At 40.9% G+C, this 19,522-nt stretch carries 19 protein-coding genes; 13 read left to right on the plus strand and 6 right to left on the minus strand.

The genetic code is table 11. From position 1 onward, the window contains the following. Positions 1 to 73 precede the first annotated feature (73 nt). The 7 genes from ACLIJJ_RS05915 to hlpB all read left to right on the plus strand — a co-directional run bounded on the left by ACLIJJ_RS05915 (position 74) and on the right by hlpB (position 12,410). The gene (locus ACLIJJ_RS05915; RefSeq protein WP_251645265.1) at positions 74 to 2,059 is read left to right on the plus strand and encodes an alpha/beta hydrolase family protein; all 1,986 of its coding nucleotides are present in this window, start codon (positions 74 to 76) and stop codon (positions 2,057 to 2,059) included. A 365-nt stretch (positions 2,060 to 2,424) separates the two neighbouring features. Beyond that, positions 2,425 to 3,288 carry an LCP family protein gene (locus tag ACLIJJ_RS05920; protein WP_341075229.1) on the plus strand — a complete coding sequence of 288 codons (864 nt, stop codon included), beginning with the start codon at positions 2,425 to 2,427 and terminating at the stop codon, positions 3,286 to 3,288. A 141-nt stretch (positions 3,289 to 3,429) separates the two neighbouring features. Beyond that, the gene (locus tag ACLIJJ_RS05925; protein ID WP_233316652.1) at positions 3,430 to 4,056 is read left to right on the plus strand and encodes a TVP38/TMEM64 family protein; all 627 of its coding nucleotides are present in this window, start codon (positions 3,430 to 3,432) and stop codon (positions 4,054 to 4,056) included. 31 nt (positions 4,057 to 4,087) lie between these two features. Beyond that, complete coding sequence (lepB, locus tag ACLIJJ_RS05930; protein ID WP_233316653.1) at positions 4,088 to 4,642, plus strand: signal peptidase I; 555 nt, start codon at positions 4,088 to 4,090, stop codon at positions 4,640 to 4,642. A 138-nt stretch (positions 4,643 to 4,780) separates the two neighbouring features. Beyond that, positions 4,781 to 8,278: a helicase-exonuclease AddAB subunit AddB gene (gene addB / locus ACLIJJ_RS05935; protein ID WP_251645267.1), complete on the plus strand. Its 3,498-nt coding sequence runs from the start codon at positions 4,781 to 4,783 to the stop codon at positions 8,276 to 8,278. Then, the gene (gene addA, locus ACLIJJ_RS05940) at positions 8,265 to 11,990 is read left to right on the plus strand and encodes a helicase-exonuclease AddAB subunit AddA (protein ID WP_411410659.1); all 3,726 of its coding nucleotides are present in this window, start codon (positions 8,265 to 8,267) and stop codon (positions 11,988 to 11,990) included. Before addB ends, addA begins: the two co-directional genes overlap by 14 nt. A gap of 111 nt (positions 11,991 to 12,101) precedes the next feature. After that, on the plus strand, positions 12,102 to 12,410 hold the full coding sequence (hlpB, locus tag ACLIJJ_RS05945; protein ID WP_233316656.1) for an HNH nuclease-like protein HlpB: 309 nt from the start codon (positions 12,102 to 12,104) through the stop codon (positions 12,408 to 12,410). A 19-nt stretch (positions 12,411 to 12,429) separates the two neighbouring features. Here hlpB and ACLIJJ_RS05950 read toward each other — a convergent pair whose 3' ends face one another. Genes ACLIJJ_RS05950 through ACLIJJ_RS05975 form a run of 6 tightly spaced genes read right to left on the minus strand, consistent with a single transcriptional unit; the run spans position 12,430 to position 14,476 of the window. Further along, a complete protein-coding gene (locus ACLIJJ_RS05950) occupies positions 12,430 to 12,648 on the minus strand; it encodes a spore germination protein (RefSeq protein ID WP_233316657.1) in 219 nt (72 codons plus the stop codon). 45 nt (positions 12,649 to 12,693) lie between these two features. Further along, complete coding sequence (locus ACLIJJ_RS05955; protein WP_233316658.1) at positions 12,694 to 13,143, minus strand: spore germination protein GerPE; 450 nt, start codon at positions 13,141 to 13,143, stop codon at positions 12,694 to 12,696. Positions 13,144 to 13,145: 2 nt separating this feature from the next. Further along, positions 13,146 to 13,325, minus strand: coding sequence for a lipocalin/fatty acid-binding family protein (locus ACLIJJ_RS05960; RefSeq protein WP_233316659.1), 180 nt, complete (start codon positions 13,323 to 13,325; stop codon positions 13,146 to 13,148). Further along, positions 13,322 to 13,954 carry a spore germination protein GerPC gene (gene gerPC / locus ACLIJJ_RS05965; protein WP_411410660.1) on the minus strand — a complete coding sequence of 211 codons (633 nt, stop codon included), beginning with the start codon at positions 13,952 to 13,954 and terminating at the stop codon, positions 13,322 to 13,324. Before gerPC ends, ACLIJJ_RS05960 begins: the two co-directional genes overlap by 4 nt. Before the next feature lie 24 nt (positions 13,955 to 13,978). Further along, positions 13,979 to 14,221 carry a spore germination protein GerPB gene (locus tag ACLIJJ_RS05970; RefSeq protein WP_233316803.1) on the minus strand — a complete coding sequence of 81 codons (243 nt, stop codon included), beginning with the start codon at positions 14,219 to 14,221 and terminating at the stop codon, positions 13,979 to 13,981. A gap of 33 nt (positions 14,222 to 14,254) precedes the next feature. Next, positions 14,255 to 14,476: a spore germination protein gene (locus ACLIJJ_RS05975; RefSeq protein WP_144451981.1), complete on the minus strand. Its 222-nt coding sequence runs from the start codon at positions 14,474 to 14,476 to the stop codon at positions 14,255 to 14,257. A gap of 230 nt (positions 14,477 to 14,706) precedes the next feature. Between ACLIJJ_RS05975 and ACLIJJ_RS05980 the strand changes: the two genes are divergently transcribed. The 6 genes from ACLIJJ_RS05980 to ACLIJJ_RS06005 all read left to right on the plus strand — a co-directional run bounded on the left by ACLIJJ_RS05980 (position 14,707) and on the right by ACLIJJ_RS06005 (position 19,518). Further along, positions 14,707 to 15,603: a fumarylacetoacetate hydrolase family protein gene (locus ACLIJJ_RS05980; RefSeq protein ID WP_237940907.1), complete on the plus strand. Its 897-nt coding sequence runs from the start codon at positions 14,707 to 14,709 to the stop codon at positions 15,601 to 15,603. A gap of 66 nt (positions 15,604 to 15,669) precedes the next feature. Next, on the plus strand, positions 15,670 to 16,011 hold the full coding sequence (locus tag ACLIJJ_RS05985) for a YisL family protein (RefSeq protein WP_233316662.1): 342 nt from the start codon (positions 15,670 to 15,672) through the stop codon (positions 16,009 to 16,011). 118 nt (positions 16,012 to 16,129) lie between these two features. Beyond that, positions 16,130 to 17,236 carry a sensor histidine kinase gene (locus tag ACLIJJ_RS05990; protein WP_233316663.1) on the plus strand — a complete coding sequence of 369 codons (1,107 nt, stop codon included), beginning with the start codon at positions 16,130 to 16,132 and terminating at the stop codon, positions 17,234 to 17,236. Continuing rightward, the gene (locus tag ACLIJJ_RS05995) at positions 17,233 to 17,877 is read left to right on the plus strand and encodes a response regulator transcription factor (RefSeq protein WP_233316664.1); all 645 of its coding nucleotides are present in this window, start codon (positions 17,233 to 17,235) and stop codon (positions 17,875 to 17,877) included. The genes ACLIJJ_RS05990 and ACLIJJ_RS05995 overlap by 4 nt, the downstream gene beginning before the upstream one ends. 76 nt (positions 17,878 to 17,953) lie before the next feature. Further along, the gene (locus tag ACLIJJ_RS06000; protein WP_233316665.1) at positions 17,954 to 18,433 is read left to right on the plus strand and encodes a DinB family protein; all 480 of its coding nucleotides are present in this window, start codon (positions 17,954 to 17,956) and stop codon (positions 18,431 to 18,433) included. A 152-nt stretch (positions 18,434 to 18,585) separates the two neighbouring features. Beyond that, positions 18,586 to 19,518 carry an ABC transporter ATP-binding protein gene (locus ACLIJJ_RS06005; protein WP_233316666.1) on the plus strand — a complete coding sequence of 311 codons (933 nt, stop codon included), beginning with the start codon at positions 18,586 to 18,588 and terminating at the stop codon, positions 19,516 to 19,518. Positions 19,519 to 19,522 lie beyond the last annotated feature (4 nt).

Here is a 19,522-nt window from a genome sequence, read left to right on the forward strand (position 1 = left end):
ATGCAATGCTCCTGAAGGAAATTTATTTCTAATGTCGAAATAAGATATAGCTAATAAAGGGAGGAATTGTGACATGGGAGAATCGAGAAAAGTAACGTCTGAGGATTTATACAAATTAAAATCAATTGTTGATCCGCAAGCAAGCCCGGATGGGAAGGGATTTCTATATGTAGTGACAGGCATTTCGGAAGACAAGGATGCTTATTACTCCAATATCTATTATCAGAGCTTAGAGGACAGCAGCAAAAGCTATCAGTGGACGTTTGGAGAGCATCGCAACACATCGCCAAGATGGTCGCCAAACGGCGAGGAAATCGCATTTGTTTCGAATCGAAGCGGAAAAAACCAAATTTACGTGCTGAACAAAAACGGCGGAGAAGCAAAGCAGCTTACATTTGTGCGCAATGGTGCTTCTAACCCTGTTTGGTCTGCTGACGGCAGTGAGATTGCGTTCCAAACGAGCATTGGTAAAAAGGAAAGCCTTCAGGATAAGGAAATTACCGAAAAGACGGAAGAGAAACCACAAGCATTAGAAGTGGATATGATGAAATATAAATCAGACAGTGCAGGCTTTTGGAATGGCAGTTACAGCCATATCGCAATCGTAAATAAAGAAACAGCAGAACTGAAGGAAGTCACTTCAGGAGAAAATGACTATTACTTAGAAAGCTGGTCTCCAGATGGAAAGTATCTTGCTATTACAGCAGATGAAAGTGAGGATAAAGACTTCAGTTTCGAATCGGATGTATATCTGTACGCCTTAGAAACGAAAGAATGGAAGAAAATCACAGAAAGCAATGGCCAATTTGGAAGAGTAACTTGGTCGCCTAACAGCCAAAAAATCGGCATTATTGGCAGCGGTAGAGAATACGAAAATGCTACCTTGTATAAAATCTGGGTTTATGATTTGAACAGGGAAGAGCTCCGCTGCTTAACAGAAGATTGGGATGTGAATGTCGGCGATTTTGCGATTGGAGATTTTCAGCAAGGAGCAGTTACACCAGGAATTCTATGGGGCGAGGATAATAATAGCTTTGTTTTTCTTGCGACAGACCATGGTAATACTATTGTTTATTTTGGCAATGAGGAGGGAGCAATCTATCCAAGTCTGATTGACAATCAGCATGTGTACGGGCTGTCTACTGGCGGAAGCTTAAAGCAGGCGATTGTTGCAATCAGCAAACCGACAGAACCAGGTGATTTATACAGCCTGAACTTAGAAACAGGCGAAACAGTTAAACTGACAGATGTGAATAAGGAATTTACAGAAACACATAGCTTTGCACCAGCAGAACCAATCGAGCTGACATCAAGAGACGGCTGGCAATTACATGGCTGGGTGATGAAGCCTGCTGATTATAAGGAAGGAGAAAAATATCCTCTTGTTCTTGAAATTCATGGCGGTCCGCACGCAATGTATGCTAATTCCTATTTTCATGAGTTTCAAACACTTGCAGCAAATGGTTATGCCGTGCTGTTCATTAATCCGCGCGGAAGCCACGGATATGGTCAGCATTTTGTCGATGCGGTTAGAGGCGATTATGGCGGCAAGGACTATGAGGATGTAATGGATGCTGTTGACTACGCATGTGCAAACTTTGATTTCATAGATGAAACCCGCCTTGGAGTAACAGGAGGAAGCTATGGCGGATTTATGACAAACTGGATTGTCGGCCATACAAATCGCTTTAAGGCTGCAGTTACACAGCGTTCGATTTCCAACTGGATCAGCTTCTATGGTGTTAGTGATATCGGCTATTATTTCTCTGATTGGCAAATTAAAGCAGACTTGAATGATATCGAAACATTATGGAAGCATTCACCGTTAGCATACGCCAATAATATTGAAACTCCGCTGTTAATTTTGCACGGTGAAAAGGACTTCCGTTGTCCAATTGAGCAGGCAGAGCAGTTGTTTATTGCACTTAAAAAGCAGAAAAAGACAACGAAATTTGTCCGCTTCCCAGAATCCAATCATGAATTATCAAGAAGCGGCAAACCAACATTGCGCATTTCCCGTTTGAATTATATTAATAATTGGTTTATTGATTATTTGTAATATAAAGAATCGCTTGCCCTAATAGGCAGGCGATTTTTTTATGCGAAATAAGCTTTGATGAGAAAAGAGTCTTTTAATATTAAAATCATCTTAAGTTCCTTAAATGTAATTAAAAATATGGAAATTAAATGTTTGCATATCTATTTATCTGATATGATAATAGATAATACGTATCCTTTATACGTAAGAGTATTTTATTCTTTTAAGGGTAACAATGGAAAAGAAACTTATGTTTATCATAAAACGTTAGAATAGATAAAAGCTAAGAAAGGAAACAATGGAGGATGGAGCGATCAGAGTATAGACAAACCAGAAAGAAAAAAGGAAAGCTGAGAAAAGGCAGAGTCTTTTTCTTGTTTCTTGTTTTGTTGATAATATTTGCGGCTGTATACATATTTGTTCAATATAATGCCGGGAAAAAAAAGGCACTGGAAAATGGTGCAATAGAAAAGGTTGAATATGAATTTAATGGGGAAAAAGACCAGTATGGCGGGACTAATGTCCTTTTATTAGGTAGTGATGCTAGAGAAGGAGATACAAAATACCGCACAGACACGATTATGGTAGCCCAGTTTCATCCGGACAAGGGCACATATAAACTAATTTCCTTAATGCGTGATATGTATGTTGATATACCTGGAAACGGTCAGGGCAGAATTAACACAGCTTTCACAATTGGCGGACCAGAGCTGTTGCGGCAAACAATCAAGGAGAACTTTGATATAGACCTTCAATATTACGCAATTGTCAATTTCCAAGGATTTGAGGCGCTTATTGATGAGACATTCCCAGATGGGGTGGAGATAGACGTCGAAAAGAGGATGTCAGAGAATATTGGGGTAACATTGGAGCCTGGCCTGCAAAAGCTGAACGGAAAGCAGCTGCTTGGTTATGTGCGCTTTAGACATGATGCTATCTCTGATTTCGGTAGGGTAGAAAGACAGCAAAAAACCCTTGAAGCACTTGCTTCACAAATTTCAGGGGTGCAGACAGTTGCTAAACTCCCTAAATTGGCTGGTGTTATGATGCCGTATATTAATACGAGCATGAGTACAAAAGACATCTTGTATATTGGGTCTGATTTAATTCGCAATAAAGACCAAGAAGTAGAGACATTGAGAGTTCCTGTTGATGGGACTTATCAAGATCTTCGAGTCAATGGTTCTGCTGTGCTTGATGTAGATATAGACACAAATAAAGAAGAAATACATGAGTTTTTATCTAAATAAAGGGAGACTAAAGCAAATATACTGTATTTAGGGACGATAAGCGGATTTTTGTTAAGTAACCTTAGCGCTAACTAGCGTTTCGTATTGGTCTGCTGAGAAACATAAACCTGCTTGAAATGATATGCCAAGGAGTTTTCGTTTATGGATATAGCTACAATAAAAGAATGGTTTACACTAGATAATATCATGCAATTAATAGAGAGCTACCGGGCGTTCGGTCCGTTGCCAGGCATTTTGCTGCCTTTACTAGAATCGTTTGTCCCTTTTCTGCCGCTATTTTTGTTCATTTTGGCAAATGTGAATGCCTTTGGGTTTTGGCTCGGCTTCCTGTTTTCATGGATAGGAACTTGCGGAGGGGCGCTGCTCGTATTTTTGCTTGTTAGAAAATATGGACAAAAGAGGCTTTTGCGCTTTATTCGTAACCATAAAAAAGTGCAAAAGCTCATGGTTTGGATAGAGAGACATGGGTTTGGACCGCTGTTTATCTTGCTGTGTTTTCCTTTCACCCCGTCGGCTTTAGTAAATATTGTGGCAGGTCTCTCCCGTATCCGTGTAAAACAATATTTTCTTGCTGTTGTGGCAGGCAAGCTAGTCATGATCAGCACCATAAGCTTTATTGGTTATGACTTGAAGTCGATGATTACACATCCGATACGGACAATTCCAGTTGCAATCGCGATTTTTATCCTATGGTATGTAGGAAAAAGAGTCGAGGCAAGAATGAATGTTACGGCAGAAAAAGAAAGAGAAAGAGAACATGGAAATTAATGTTCCAAACAATGCATGGAGGAGATAGCATTTGAAAGAAGCAATAAAAAGAGAAAGCATAGAATGGATTAAAGCATTTGCTATCGGAATCATCATCTTTGTTATCATTCGCGCATTCTTTTTCTCCAATTATGTGGTTGAGGGCGAATCGATGATGCCTACATTGCAGGATGGAGATAAATTAGTCGTTAATAAGATTGGCTATAAAGTCAGTGATTTTCATCATTTTGATGTGATTGTTTTCCACGCGAATGATAAAGAAGACTATGTAAAAAGGGTGATAGGTGTTCCAGGGGATAAGATTGAGTATAAGGATGATCACCTGTATATTAACGGAAAAAAATATGAAGAGAATTTTTTGGATGCTTACCGTAGTCAAGTAAGTGCTGGAAAGCTGACAGGGGATTTTACCCTTGAGGAAATTACTGGAGAACAAGCAGTGCCGAAAGGAAAGCTGTTTGTGCTCGGTGATAATCGGCTGGGCAGCTGGGACAGCAGACATTTTGGTTTTATAAATATCGATCAGGTAGTCGGCAAAGTTTCTTTACGTTACTGGCCGCTCCGTGATACTCAATTTTCCTTTTAAGAATGGGCTCTTTTAGAGCCTTTTTTTTTATGGAATAACCGTGAAAATATTGGCAAGTGGAATCCAAGTACTCTTTCATACGGAAACGTTTGTTTCTATGATATTATAAAGAGAGAAATTAAGTTCGAGGAGGCAATTATGTCTGTTAGATTATTATCCGGACGATCAGGCAGCGGAAAGACTGCCTTTTGTATAGATTCGATTCGGGAGAAGCTGTTCGCAGATCCTGAAGGCAATCCAATTATTTACTTAGTGCCAGATCAAATGACATTTCTGTCAGACCAAAGCTTGGCTGCGAGCGAAGGGCTTGGCGGCATGTTCCGTGCCCAAGTTTACAGCTTTACAAGACTTGCGTGGAGGGTTTTGCAGGAGACTGGAGGCATCTCGAGACAGCATATTAACAGCGTCGGAATCAGCATGCTCATCCGCAGCATTATCGAAGAAAAGAAAGAAGAGTTGTTCCTGTTTAAGAAGGTGGCAGACAAGAACGGCTTTATTGGACAAGTCGAACAGCTTGTAACAGAATTCAGAAGATATTGCGTTACACCAGAGGAGCTTGACAGCAGGCAGCAAGACATAGAGGGAGCTGGAGATGGCGACAAGGCTCTTTTGGACAAACTGCATGATTTGGAAATTATTTATCAAAGCTTCGAGGAAAATATGCTGGGCAAGTATATTGATGGAGAAGATTATTTCCGCCTCCTTGCAGAGAAAATCAACAGCTCTGAATATTTAAAGAAAGCAGAAGTTTACATTGACGGTTTCTACAGCTTTACACCGCAGGAATATTTAATTATTCAGGAGCTTATCCAGGTTTGTGAGAATGTAACGATTACTTTTACTATGGACAAGCCTGACCGAAACAGTTTTGCAGATGAATTAGACCTTTTCCGGATGTCAAAGGAAACTTACGCAACTGTTTATGAAATGGCAAGACAAATCGGTGTGGAAGTAGAGGAGGAAAATTTTGCTGAAGTGCATAAAAATATGCACCACTCCCTTCAACATATCGAGGCACATTTTGACAGCAGGCCAGCTCTCCCGTTTTTTGGAGAAAGTGCTGTGTTGTTTGCAGAAAGCGTTAATCCGAGGGCAGAAATAGAGGGCATTGCTCGGGAAATTAAAAAGCTTATTAGAAAAAACGGCTACCGCTATCGTGATATTAGTCTCTTATCCCGGAATACGGTAGAATACCAAAATATAATAGAAACTATCTTTGCCGATTATGAAATTCCTTTTTTTATTGACCAGAAAAGAACGATGCATTTCCATCCGCTTGTCGAGCTGATTCGCTCTACCTTGGAAATAATAGAAACAAACTGGCGGTACGAGCCTGTTTTCAGGGCAATTAAGACAGAGCTGCTGTTTCCAATGCATATGCAAAAGCGCAACATCAGAGAAAATGTGGACAAGCTAGAAAACTACTGCTTAGCATATGGAATAAAGGGAGAAAAATGGACGAGCAAGGAACGCTGGAAATATAGAAGATTTCAAGGGCTAGAATGGGATCAAGGGGTACAGACAGACAGTGAAAGACAAATGGAGCAGGAGCTGAATGAGCTTCGCCTTTCATTGGCTGCACCGATTACACGGCTGGCCACCAGGCTGAAGAGAGCAAAATCAGGAAGAGCAAAATGTGAGGCTCTATATCTCTACTTGGAAGAACTAGAGGTTCCAGAAAAAATGGAATTATGGAAAGTGGAGCTTGAAGAGCAGGGGGAGCTTGTTAAAGCAGGTGAACACGACCAAGCGTGGAACAGCATCATAGACCTTCTCGATCAATTTGTTGAGATTTTAGGAGACGAGGAGATAGCAAGAAAACAATTTGCGACCATATTGGATGCTGGGCTTGATACCCTTAAGTTTTCTTTAGTTCCGCCAGCAATAGATCAGGTGCTTATTGCTGATCTTGAGAACTCCAGGCTTGGCACCATAAAGGCTGCCTTTGTTATCGGGATGAATGAAGGGGTTTTTCCTGCCAAGTTTACAGATGAAGGGATTTTTGCAGACAGTGACAGGGAAAGTCTTGTAGAAGCTGGAATGAAGCTAGCACCTACAAGCAAAACTAGATTGCTTGATGAAGAGTTTCTTGCATACAAAGCATTTACAACACCGTCTGACAGATTGTATTTAACATACCCGCTGGCAAATGATGAAGGCAAATCTCTGCTGCCATCTGTGTATGTAAAACGGATGCGCGATTTTGTGCCAGAAGCAAAAACGCTCTACTTTATGGCTGATCCTAAGGATCTTTCCAGTCTCGGACAGCTCGATTATGCAGTTGATATGAGAACAAGCTTGTCTTACTTAAATGGCCAGCTGCAGCTGAAGAAAAGAAATTACCAAATTTATGATTTTTGGTGGGATGTTTATAACACCTATATAGAAGACCCTAAATTCCAGCCAATCGCGAAAAAAGTGTTCTCAAGCTTAACCTATCAAAACAGGACGAGTGAGCTCACAGAAGAAACGAGCAGCGATTTATATGGGGAAAGCATAACAGCGAGTGTTTCACGGATGGAATTGTTCCAGTCATGTCCGTTTTCTCATTTTGCCACACATGGCTTAAAGCTTAGAGAGAGACAAGTGTACAGACTTGAGGCGCCTGCTATTGGAGACTTATTTCATGCTGCCTTGAAATATATTGCTGAAACAGTGCTTCATGAAAATATGATGTGGTCGGATTTGACGAGACAGCAATGTGAGGTTCTAGCAAAAGATGCTGTCGAAATGCTTGCTCCTAAATTGCAAAATGAGATATTGCTGAGCACAAACAGACATCACTATATTAAGAGAAAGCTGGAGCAGATTATTAGCAGAGCTTCTTTCATCCTGAGCGAGCATGCCAAATACAGCGGCTTTGCACCGATTGATTTGGAGCTGGAATTTGGGCCGAAAGGCAAGCTTCCGCCAATGGCCTTTTCGTTAAAGAATGGCACGAAAATGGAGCTTGTCGGCAGGATTGACCGTGTTGACAAAGCTGAGCTTGATAATGAAGTATATTTGCGTGTAATCGATTATAAATCAAGTGCACATGAACTCAATATGAATGAAGTATATTACGGCCTGTCTTTGCAAATGCTGACATATTTAGATTTGATTATTTCCAACAGCAGCATTCTTGTTGATAAAGAAGCAAATCCTGCAGGAGTGCTATACTTCCATGTCCATAATCCAATCTTGAGCAGCAAGAAAATCTTGACGCTTGATGAAATCGAAGAGGAATTGTTTAAAAAGTTTAAGATGAATGGATTAATGCTTGGAAAAGAGGAAGTTATTAAGCTGATGGACGGCAGTCTTGAAAAAGGCGATTCACCTATTGTTCCAGCAGGTGTGAAAACAGACGGAACATTAACGAAACGTTCTAAAGTTGCAAGCAGGGAGGACTTTTATTCCCTTCAGAAATTTGTTCGCCATAAATATGTGGAAACAGGCAATAAAATAATTGGCGGCAATGTTGATATTTCTCCGTATCAATTAAAAGAAAAATCACCATGTACATTTTGTTCATTCAAGTCTGTCTGTCAGTTCGATGAAGGTCTTGAATCAAACCAATATCGAAAGCTGCAAACCTTCTCGAAGGAAGAAGCACTTGATTTGATCAGAAAGGAGGCAAACACACATGAAGAGTATTGATATACCGCCGAAACCGCTTGATGCGACCTGGACAGATGATCAATGGAAAGCAATCAGCTTGAGCGGAAATGATATTTTAGTGGCAGCTGCGGCAGGATCAGGAAAAACAGCCGTTCTTGTAGAAAGAATGATACGCAAGATTGTTTCTGATAATCCAATAAATGTTGATGAGCTGCTTGTTGTTACATTTACTAATGCATCAGCGGCAGAAATGAAGCATCGTATTGGAGATGTGCTTGAAAAGGAGATAAATGCTAATCCAAAATCACAGCACTTGAAAAAACAATTAGTTCTATTGAATAAGGCCCATATATCAACTATTCATTCTTTTTGCTTAGAAGTAATCCGCAAATATTATTATATGATTGACCTGGACCCTGGCTTTCGCATTGCTGATGAGACAGAAGCACAATTGATGCGGGATGAATGTGTGGAAGATTTATTTGAGGAAGAATATGGACAAAGTGAAAATTCGGCATTTTTTGATTTAGTTGATGCCTTCACAAATGATAGAAGTGATGATGCACTTCAGAAAATCATACAGGAAGTGTATGATTTTTCACGGGCAAATCCTTCTCCGTCGGCGTATTTGGAGTCTTTAGCAAATATGTATGACATCGAGGAAACGGCGGCAATTGAAGACCTTCCATTTGCAAAAGAGCTGCTTGCAGATATAGGGCTTCAATTGGACGGAGTTCGGCAGCTTTTGGAATATGGATTAGAATTGACGAAGCGTCCTTTCGGTCCTGCGCCAAGAGCGGGCAATTTTGTTGATGATTTACATCTTTTGGACATTATTCAAAAGGCGAAAGACGACTCATGGAAAACGATGTATGACGCGATGCAAACATTGAAATTCTCAAGAGCTAAGGCATGCAAAGGGGATGAGTATGATCCTGCTTTAATTGAAGAAGCCCAAAAGGTCAGAGATAGAGCGAAAAAAATATTGCAGGAGCTGCAGAGTGAATTATTCGGCAGGCTGCCTGAAGGTTTTATAAAAGACATGCGAGAAATGAAAGTCCATGTGGAAACATTGACGAGACTTGTAGCTTCCTTCTCCGATCGTTTCCAAAGAATGAAATCGGAAAAAGGCTTAGTCGATTTTGCTGACTTAGAGCATTACTGTTTGGAGATTTTACGTGAGCCTGAAGCAAAAGAGCTTGTGCCGTCTGTGGCAGCAGTGCAATACCGCAAGCAGTTTAAGGAAGTGCTGATAGATGAGTATCAGGATGTCAACATGGTGCAGGAGTCCATATTGCAGCTTGTTACGGCAGACAGTGAAACAGCGGGAAATCTGTTTATGGTTGGCGATGTAAAACAATCTATCTATCGATTCCGGCTTGCAGAACCAAACCTGTTTTTATCTAAATATAATCGTTATCAAGCAGATGAGAATACAGGCTATAAGATTGACCTTGCCAGAAATTTCCGAAGCAGAAAAGAGGTTTTGGACGGTACAAACTATCTGTTCAAGCAGATAATGGGGGTCAAAGTCGGCGAAATTGAATATGACAAAGATGCTGAGTTGGCAAAGGGAGCTGCTTATCCAGAGGATGCTGCTTTTCCAATTGAATTGGCTCTTGTTAACCAAAATTCTGCAGCCACGACTGAAGAAGGTGACGGAGAGACTGGTGAATTCGATGCACAGGAAATGGAGCAGTCTCAGCTTGAAGCACGGGTGATTGCCCAAAAAATAAGAGAGCTGTTCGATCACAAGCAGGAAGTATATGATGCAAAAACGAAATCGTACCGTCCAGCTATGTATAAGGATATGGTGATTCTGCTTCGTTCGATGACATGGGCGCCAGCCATCATGGAAGAATTAAAGCAATTTAATATTCCGACATATGCTAATTTGACGACAGGCTATTTCGAATCAACGGAAGTCAACATCATGATGTCATTGCTTAAAGTAATAGACAATCCATATCAAGATATTCCGTTGGCTGCTGTGCTCCGTTCCCCTATAGTCGGGTTAACAGAAGAAGACTTGAGCAGAATTAGAATTGAAAAGAAGCAAGGAGCATTCTATGATGCTGTTAAAGCATATATGAGTGTTAACAAAAATGACGCCTTGCAGGAGATGCTTGCACCATTCTTTGAATTATTGAATGAATGGAGAACAGAGGCAAGGCGTGGAGCTTTGTCAGATTTGATTTGGAGGCTCTATAGAGATACGCATTTTTATGATTTTGTCGGCGGATTGCCTGGAGGCAATCAGCGCCAGGCTAACTTGCGGGCATTGTTTGACCGGGCCCGTCAATACGAGGCAACCTCTTTCCGCGGGCTTTTCCGCTTTTTACGGTTTATTGAACGGATGAGAGACAGAGGGAATGACCTGGGGGCAGCCAGGGCCTTAACAGAGCAGGAAGATGTTGTCCGAATCATGACAATCCACAGCAGCAAGGGACTGGAATTTCCGTTTGTTTTCCTTGCTGGCATTGGTAGAGAATTCAACACAATGGATTTGCGCAAGCCGTTCCTGCTTGATAAAGATCTCGGGTTTGCGACAAAGTATATTCATGCTCAAAAACGAATCTCTTACCCGTCTCTTGCACAAATAGCATTTACGAAGAAGAAGCGAATGGAGCTTTTAGCAGAGGAAATGCGGGTGCTATACGTAGCGCTGACAAGAGCGAAGGAAAAATTAGTGCTGATCGGCTCTGTTAAGGATATCGAGAAGTCTAAACAAAAATGGGCACAAGCTGCTGGACATTCCAATTGGCTGTTAAATGAGTTCGACAGAGCATCTGCCCGCTCTTATTTAGATTGGATTGGGCCAGCCCTTGTAAGACATAAGGATGCATCTGGCATACATCTGGAAACATGGATGGAAAAAGGAGAAGTGTCTGTCCATCCTTCAGCATGGGAAATCCGAATTCTTCAAAAAGAAGATATTCTTAAACTTACTGTAGACGATTTGGAAGAACAAGAGAGCTGGCTGGAAAAGGTGACAAGCGGAAAAGTGATGGACATTTCCTCTGAATATAAAGAGCAAATCCAAAAAACTCTCGCCTGGAAGTATTTGTACCCGCATGGCACATTATATCGTTCCAAACAGTCCGTGTCCGAGTTGAAAAGGCAAAGTGAACGGTTGGATGAACAAAGCGGCACAGAAATTCAGCCACGTCGCAAAACGATTTGGAACAGACCGAAGTTTATGCAGGAGAAAAAGCTGAGTCCTGCAGAAAAAGGAACAGCCATGCATATGGTGATGCAGCATATCCGATTGGATGAAGCTATAACAGAAGACAGTATCAGGCAGCTTGTTGATGAAATGCAGACAAAGGAGCTTCTGACACCAGAACAAGCAGAGGCAATTGAAGCAGGGCAGATTGTCTCCTTCTTCCAGTCAGAACTTGGAGAGCGCATGCGTAATGCAAAAAAGCTTGTTCGTGAGATTCCATTCAACATTGCCTATCCGTCAAGCTCTGTGTATAAGGATTGGCAAGGAGAGAACGAGCCAGTTTTAGTCCAAGGTATCATCGACGTCTATTTTGAGGATGAAAAAGGCACAGTGCTGCTTGATTATAAGACAGATTCTATTCTAGACCGGTTTAAAGGCGGATATATGGAGGCCAAGCCAGTATTAGAAGCGCGCTATCGTGTTCAAATTGACTTGTATGCTGATTCACTGGAGAAAATTCTTAAGAAAAAAATCGATGAAAAATATTTATTCTTCTTTGATGGAGCGAATATCTTACCGATGTAAGACAAAAAGGCTGTCCGAATTATATCGGGCAGCCTTTATTATTAGTTTTTTTATGAATTGCTAATTTATTGGGGTAAGAAATCACATGCTAATAGGCAGGAGGGAAGAAAAATGGCAAAAGCGAATAAAAAAATTGGAACATGTGAGTTATGTTTAAGAGAAGATGTAGAGACGACAGCCCATCATTTAACACCTCGGGAAATGGGCGGGGCATTCTTAGGCACAGCTGATTTATGCATTCCTTGCCATAAACAAATCCATGCACTGTATACAAATGAAGAGCTGGCAGTAAGATTGAACAAGGTTGAATTGCTGCAAGATGATCCTAAGATAGCGAAGTATTTGGCTTGGATAAAAAAACAGCCTTCTACAAAATTGCAGAAGGTGAAAAAATCAAAGGACAGAAGAGGGAGAAAATGAGGCTTCTTCCCTTTGTCTGTCAGTTATTGGCTGTTGTCGGCTGGTCAAGCAGACTTGTGTCTACATAATTCGTTGCGCTTAATCCATTGTTGGTAATAATAAATGCTCCAGTGTTTGATGCCCCGGAACCTAAAGAGACTTTCGAATTTCCCTTTGGGGAAATAAACAAGGAATCACCGAATTGAACAATCCCTTCTCCGACGTTAACAATTTGAACAGGTCCTACAATAGCAGGCAAAAGAACCTCCTCCTTTATTTATATAGTAGCCTGGCACCAAAAAAATCATCTGCCGTTAACAATAGCGGTTCCAGGTGATGAATGTATTTCCTCAAGGGGGATGATAGTTTGATTATTTAACTCCTCAGAGTGATTCTCTAGCTGTCTTATATGCTTTATCCTCGTTTCTGCATAAATATGACGGGTGCTTCCGACTTGAAGCAGGGATGAGGCTGAGACGGCAGTAATATCAAGGTTTTTCACTTTAATAACCGGCTTTATTTGATGGTACATTATATTGATGCTCTCAGTGATAGGAGGAATGGGAATTGGTTCGGAAAAAATCGGATATTGGTCAAAGGAACCTTCTCCGCCGAAGAAAATCTTCTTCTCTCGTTGTACAGCAAGTGCCCTCGAAAACGCTTGATAAAAAGAGATATCACCAAATTCTAGTGTAGATGAAAATGATGCTATATTTAGACGTATATGATTAACAACAGAAGTCCTTGTAAGCATATTTATCCTTTAGGGAACAAAGGGACAAATGGTCCGATAATCAGTGATTCTGCAGGTGTGTCAAAAGTGGACGCAAGCTGAATTGTCTGAACGTCGCCGACAATGCAGACAGATGAACTTGATACACCGATGATTTTAATATCACCAACTGCCAGCTCTCTATTATAAACCTGAAAGTTCATTCCTTGTTCCTTCCCTTCATATTGTCTGGAATATTGCTTAAGAATATTTTGACACCATTTTCAATTTCCTGCTTTAATGCTTCTATAATCGTTTCATTTTGCTGTTGTGTATCCTCTGCTTTTTCACCGCTGGTTCTTTGCTGTAAATAATATTGGATTCTTGTAGGCAGCTGCTTTGTAACATCTTCCTGAATGAAGGAAATATAAGCTTCATCCTCCTCCAAGCCTAGTTCGGCTTGTTTTTGGACAATTATCTCAGGAAGCTCAAGCTGGATATAGGAGAGGAGTGTTTCTTCCAGTTCCATCGATCTTGTCATCATTTGTTTAGGGTCTATTGGATATAAAGGACCGCCAGGCTGAACAGAATTACCTGGATTAATTGCCAGTTCTTCGATTTTTTGCAAATCTGCTGGATTTAAACCGATGTTCAGCGTCCCATCCAATGTTTCCACTTTTAGCTGATCAAAGCTGTATTCAATGCGATCGACTCGAACGGAAGGCCTGTTTTTCAGTTCGGTTATTTCTTTGGTCATTTCGGTGACAGCTTGCTCCAATGATACGATTCTTTTTTCCAGGTATTGCAGATAGGATTGCATCTGATCGCCATAATGGTAGAATTGTTGGGACATCCTTCGTACCTCCTTCATCTGTCTTTAAGGTGCTGTCAATGGAACAGAAGGTGACATGACGACACTGTCGTCTGCCACATTAACACCAGTAAACGGCTCTGATTCTTCAACGGGACTTGGAGCAGCCTCGGTGAAGCCTCCGGTATTATATAGATAAGAATTAGGCTTTATGATACCAGAGCTGCCAATCTGAAAAACGGAAGAGTTTGTAATACCGCCGATTTTTATGGTGTTTATTGTTATAGATTGTTGAATGAAAAAATTCATCATTATCACCTTTTTCAAAGTCAGAAAATCAATTTAAGCATTCAGGAAATTTCCTTGATCAATGCCATCATTGTCTGTTGTGTTCGTGGCACTTCGGTAGTTAGTTATATTCAACCCATCACCAGTGTTGAAGGAACCGGAACCAGAGAATGTTTTGGCATTAGAAATCGGCATGATTTTATAGACATCGCCAATATTAAAGATGGAGCTGCTTCCTATGGAAATAACCTGTGCGACTCCTACAATAGCTGGCATAATCAACATCCTTTACATAAGATTCTTAACATTCTATGTGGGGGTTCTGTGGAGTGTGATACATTAGCCCAGCAGTTGTTAGCCTTCTCTCTTTTTAGCCTATTCAACAGCAAGGTTGGCCTATGCCTGTTGCTCCACTTTAATGTGATAGATTTGAATAGTATTATCTGAAAGTTTATAATTAACATAAATATTAAACTATAAATCTTTTGCAAAGGGATGGAGATAGTATGAAGTTTGCGACAGTATTACTGCAAGGCAGACAAGTTGTTGCGGTTTTAAATGAGAAGAATAAAACGATAATTCCGCTTAATGATGCAGAAGAACAGAGAACAGGCAGCCGTCCTTTTCCAGATGACTTGATTCAATGTATAGAGATGGGAAATGACTTTATTGATAAAGCAAGAGAGGCGACTAATTGGGCCAATGAGAACAGCAGCAATTTAGTTGAATTGGATGAAGTGAAGCTCCTTGCACCAATACCAACACCAAGGAAAAATATATTTTGTGTAGGGAAGAATTATGAGGAGCATGCAATTGAGATGGGGAGTAAGGATGATATACCTGAGCATGTGATGGTGTTTACGAAAGCCCCGACTACTGTAATCGGACCAGATGAAACAGTTCCTGATCATTCAGATGTATCAGAGCAACTGGACTATGAAGGAGAGCTTTGCGTAGTCATCGGTAAAAAGGGTAAGGCGATTCCACAGGATAAGGCGTTGGAGTACGTGTTTGGCTATACGATTCTTAATGATATTACCGCAAGGGATTTGCAGGCAAGGCATAAGCAGTTTTTCATCGGAAAAAGCTTGGATGGCAGTGGACCGCTTGGACCAGTAATTGTGGAGAAATCAGCTATTTCAAATCCAAACAAATTGAATATCTCGACTAAAATCAATGGAGAAGTCAGACAAAATTCCAATACAGCTCACTTTATCTTTCCTATAGAAGAAGTGATTAGTGTTTTATCAAAAGGCATGACGCTTGAGCCAGGAGATTTGATTGCAACTGGAACACCAGCTGGAGTCGGCAAAGGCTTCAAACCGCCGCGATTTTTGAAAGCTGGCGATACGATAGAAATAGAAGTAGAAGGAATCGGTGTGCTGCGCAACACGGTTGGATAAGATTTGACGGAAACCATTTTATAAACAGCAAGAAACGTGCATCCTATGAAAGAAGGAGGTGGGCATATGTTTGGCCAAATCCACTTTATTTCATGGATGCTCACATTAGTTCTTTTTGTTGCAGTCTTGTTTTTAAGAAAAACAGACCAAAAAAGAACGAGAAAAATCGTACATATGATTGCAAGGCTTTTGTATATCTTTATCATTGTTTCCGGTGCTATTATGCTGTTTCGTGTAGAAACTTTTACTGCCCTGTACATGCTGAAGGCACTTGTCGGGTTTTGGGTCATCAGCATGATGGAGATGATATTGGTCCGGCTTGAACAGGAGAGAAAGGTCAGAATCCTGTGGGGGCAGTTTGCAGTCGCTCTTGTGCTTGTATTGTATATTGGGTATGCTGCGTTATAATGTTTAAGGAAGGCTCTGCTTAACAAAAAAAGCAGAGCCTTCTTTTTGTTCCAGTATTGACCATGAAAAGAATTATCTGGTAAGTTATCAGTAGATTACGTGAATGGGAGAGAGTTTATTGCAATCATTTTATGTAAAGCTTGCGCTATTAATTTCTATGTGGGCAGGGGCGCTATTTGCATCGTATGAAAACAAAAATGTATTTTACATCTATTTATTTTCCTGCAGCATCCTGCTTGCTCTTTATTTTCTTCTACCCCTTCTTCGCAGAAAGGTTTTTATCTATTTGGCTCTTCTCGTTTGGATACAAGGGTTAATCTTTTTTGGAGAGGGCCAAAATCCTCTTTACCTTTATGCACTATCTTTCTTTTACATACTGGAAATGAATCAGGAGATGGCGGGAAGAATTAGCGGTGTGGCGCTCCTTGTGATTTCCTGCTTGAACTGCTTGTCAGGATATGCTTTGTATAATTATCCACTCTTGCTTGTGCTTGCTGTAAATGGATTTGCAGGGCTCGTGCTTTACTATTTTGGCGAAACGAACAGAGAGTATAGGCATATTAGAGAAGCATATGCCTCCTTATTAAATGACTTCAGGGTGCATAAGCGGAGAGCTTTTCAGAATGAAAGGACTGCGAGAGCGGAAGAGAGAACAATGATAGCAAGGGAAATGCACGATGCTGTTGGCCATAAGCTGACAGCGCTTGTTATGCAGGTTGAAGTAATGCGCCGAGAACTTCCTGGCAGTTCTTATTCCATCATTAAGGAAATAGCCTCTGAATGTCTGGAGGAAACGAGAAGAGCTGTCCGCCTCATGCAGGCAGAGGAACTTCAGGGGATTTCCGCACTTGTTCATTTAATCAAAAAGCTGGAAAGTGAGAATGCTGTCCATGTTCATTTTACAGCTAAACAAGGAGCGCTTCACGCACAGCTTAGCAATATGAAAAATGCAGTTCTTTATCGGACGATCCAGGAAGGGCTGACAAATGCAATGAAGTATGGAAGCACGAGAGATGTTTTTATTTCAATTGGAGTGTCGCCAATCGGCCACCTTACATTTGAAATAAAAAATGCTTTTAACCATAAGCATCCCATACACAAAGGGTTCGGTCTTGACAACATGTCAAGAAGGCTGGAGGAAGCGGGAGGAAAGCTTGCCATCCAGCAGCTGAATCAACAGTTTATCTTGGCAGGAAGTCTGCCGACAGAGGAGATAAAAAAATGATTAACGTAATGATTGCAGAAGACCAGGCAATTGTCAGGAATGGACTGAAAATGATAATTGAACAGGATGCTGATATTTTGGTGGCAGCTGAAGCGGAGAATGGCAAGGAGGCGCTCTGTTTGCTTGAAACTGTTCCTGCCATAGATCTTATCTTAATGGATGTCCGCATGCCTGTTATGGATGGACTTGAAGCAACAAAGCAAATAAGGGGGCGCTATCCGCATATTAAGATACTAATCTTAACTACTTTCAATGATGAGGAGTATGCAATTAAGGCTTTCCGAGAAGGAGCAAATGGGTTTTTGCTGAAAAACGCTGATAGTGCTGCCCTTATTAACAGCATTAAAAGCTGTCTTGCTGGGGGCATGAGCATACATGCCGACGTTGCAGCAAAGGTCATGCCTAAGCTGCTGAAGGAAACGAGACCCTATATGCAGACAGACCTAATTGATACCCTTACAGAAAGAGAAATAGAAGTCGTTAAGCATGTCGGACTTGGGAAAACCAATAAAGAAATAGCAGGAAATATGTTTTTGTCTGTCGGTACGGTAAAGAATCATCTTACACAAATCCTGCAGAAGCTTGAACTAAGGGATAGAACACAATTGGCTATCTTTGCTGTGAAAAATGACCTTATATAGCCATAGTTTTGGTTTAACAGAACTAAAAATGTTATGATGATTTAGTGTGTTACATAAATGTTGAAGAGGTGTTTATATGTACAGAAAAACAGAAGATTTTATTGCAGACTGGACTGCTTCTGCTCACGGAACAGTACAAGTATTAGAGTCACTTACAGATGAGAAGCTAGGTCAGGCAATAGTTGAGGGTCACAGCACACTTGGCTGGCTTGGCTGGCATTTAGCTACAAGTCCTGCTTTTTTTGCAGGAGTTGCCGGTATTAAGGTAAGACCTGCTACAGATAAAAAAGCAGAAAATATCACTGCAGCTGAAATAGTACAAGCTTACAAAACGATTGCAGCTGATATCGCTGAAGCTGCAAAGTCTTTAACAGATGAAACACTTAGCGAAACAGTCGACCAGTTTGGAAAACCGATGACAAAAGGTTCTGTTCTTGGATTGCTGATTCAACATCAAGTTCATCACAGAGGACAAATGACGGTTCTGCTTCGTCAAGCTGGCCTGCCTGTTCCAGGTGTACTTGGACCAACAAAGGAAATGCAGGCAAAAGGCTAAATCAGCCTAAAAAACGTCTCTATATAATAGGGACGTTTTTTTATGGAGAAAAAAATGACTTAAGTCACTTAGTAAGCAGCACATAAAATGACCTTTAGGTATAGGAAAAAACTTGTAAAAACATTATGCTGTCATTAGAAAGGATGATGACAATGCTTGAAGTGATTGATTTATCCAAACAGTTTAAACATAACAAAGTGGTCAATTCTGTTAATTTGTATTTGGAAAAGGGAGAGACAGTCGGTCTTCTTGGTCCGAATGGTGCTGGGAAATCAACGACAATTTCGATGATTTCTTCCCTCCTTGCGCCAAGCGGCGGTGATGTTCGGCTGCATAATGTAAGCATATTAAAGACACCGGAAAAGCTGCGCAAAATACTTGGCGTTGTCCCGCAAGAAATCGCCTTGTATATGGAGCTGACGGCAAGAGAAAACCTGATCTTTTTTGGCAAGATGCACAAAATTCCTAAAAGTGTGCTGCAGTCAAGGGTGGACGAAGTGCTGGATATTATTGGATTGAAGGACAGACAGAAGGACCTTGTGAAGACATTTTCCGGAGGAATGAAAAGACGGCTAAATATCGGGGTAGCCCTTATTCATGAGCCGGAAATTATCATAATGGATGAACCGACAGTCGGCATTGACCCTCAATCGAGAAATCACATATTAGAGACAGTAAAGCGATTGAACAATGAAAAGAATATTACGGTCCTTTATACGAGCCATTACATGGAGGAAGTAGAATACCTATGCAATCGGTTGTACATTATGGATCATGGCAAGATTATCGCTTCAGGCTTAAAGGAGGAAATCAAAAATATCCTGTCTGCAGAAACAGCGATTAATATTCATGTCGAAATGATTAAGCATCCCTTTGTGGAGGTGTTAAGGAATCTGCCTAATGTTCAGCAGCTCTCTATTAATCAATCAACTATTACTATAATTGTGCCGAAGGAAATCCAGCTATTGAAAGATATCTTCCGTCTGGCAGAGGAGCACGAGGTGAATGTGCTTGCAGTCAATATTGAAACACCAAGCCTGGAGGATGTGTTTTTGCATTTGACAGGGAGAAAGCTTCGGGATTAGGAGG

The sequence above is a fragment of the Niallia laureatilytica genome, assembly GCF_046613985.1.
Taxonomy (GTDB): Bacteria; Bacillota; Bacilli; order Bacillales; family Cytobacillaceae; genus Niallia.

Excerpts from the sequence above, each read along its gene's own strand:
- ACLIJJ_RS05915 (WP_251645265.1), top strand. The coding sequence starts at position 74 with ATGGGAGAATCGAGAAAAGTAACGTCTGAGGATTTATACAAATTAAAA.
- ACLIJJ_RS05925 (WP_233316652.1), top strand. The coding sequence starts at position 3,430 with ATGGATATAGCTACAATAAAAGAATGGTTTACACTAGATAATATCATG.
- addB (WP_251645267.1), top strand. The coding sequence starts at position 4,781 with ATGTCTGTTAGATTATTATCCGGACGATCAGGCAGCGGAAAGACTGCC.
- addA (WP_411410659.1), top strand. The coding sequence starts at position 8,265 with ATGAAGAGTATTGATATACCGCCGAAACCGCTTGATGCGACCTGGACA.
- hlpB (WP_233316656.1), top strand. The coding sequence starts at position 12,102 with ATGGCAAAAGCGAATAAAAAAATTGGAACATGTGAGTTATGTTTAAGA.
- ACLIJJ_RS05955 (WP_233316658.1), bottom strand. The coding sequence starts at position 13,143 with ATGCTTACAAGGACTTCTGTTGTTAATCATATACGTCTAAATATAGCA.
- ACLIJJ_RS05960 (WP_233316659.1), bottom strand. The coding sequence starts at position 13,325 with ATGAACTTTCAGGTTTATAATAGAGAGCTGGCAGTTGGTGATATTAAA.
- gerPC (WP_411410660.1), bottom strand. The coding sequence starts at position 13,954 with ATGTCCCAACAATTCTACCATTATGGCGATCAGATGCAATCCTATCTG.
- ACLIJJ_RS05970 (WP_233316803.1), bottom strand. The coding sequence starts at position 14,221 with ATGAATTTTTTCATTCAACAATCTATAACAATAAACACCATAAAAATC.
- ACLIJJ_RS05975 (WP_144451981.1), bottom strand. The coding sequence starts at position 14,476 with ATGCCAGCTATTGTAGGAGTCGCACAGGTTATTTCCATAGGAAGCAGC.
- ACLIJJ_RS05980 (WP_237940907.1), top strand. The coding sequence starts at position 14,707 with ATGAAGTTTGCGACAGTATTACTGCAAGGCAGACAAGTTGTTGCGGTT.
- ACLIJJ_RS05985 (WP_233316662.1), top strand. The coding sequence starts at position 15,670 with ATGTTTGGCCAAATCCACTTTATTTCATGGATGCTCACATTAGTTCTT.
- ACLIJJ_RS05995 (WP_233316664.1), top strand. The coding sequence starts at position 17,233 with ATGATTAACGTAATGATTGCAGAAGACCAGGCAATTGTCAGGAATGGA.
- ACLIJJ_RS06000 (WP_233316665.1), top strand. The coding sequence starts at position 17,954 with ATGTACAGAAAAACAGAAGATTTTATTGCAGACTGGACTGCTTCTGCT.
- ACLIJJ_RS06005 (WP_233316666.1), top strand. The coding sequence starts at position 18,586 with ATGCTTGAAGTGATTGATTTATCCAAACAGTTTAAACATAACAAAGTG.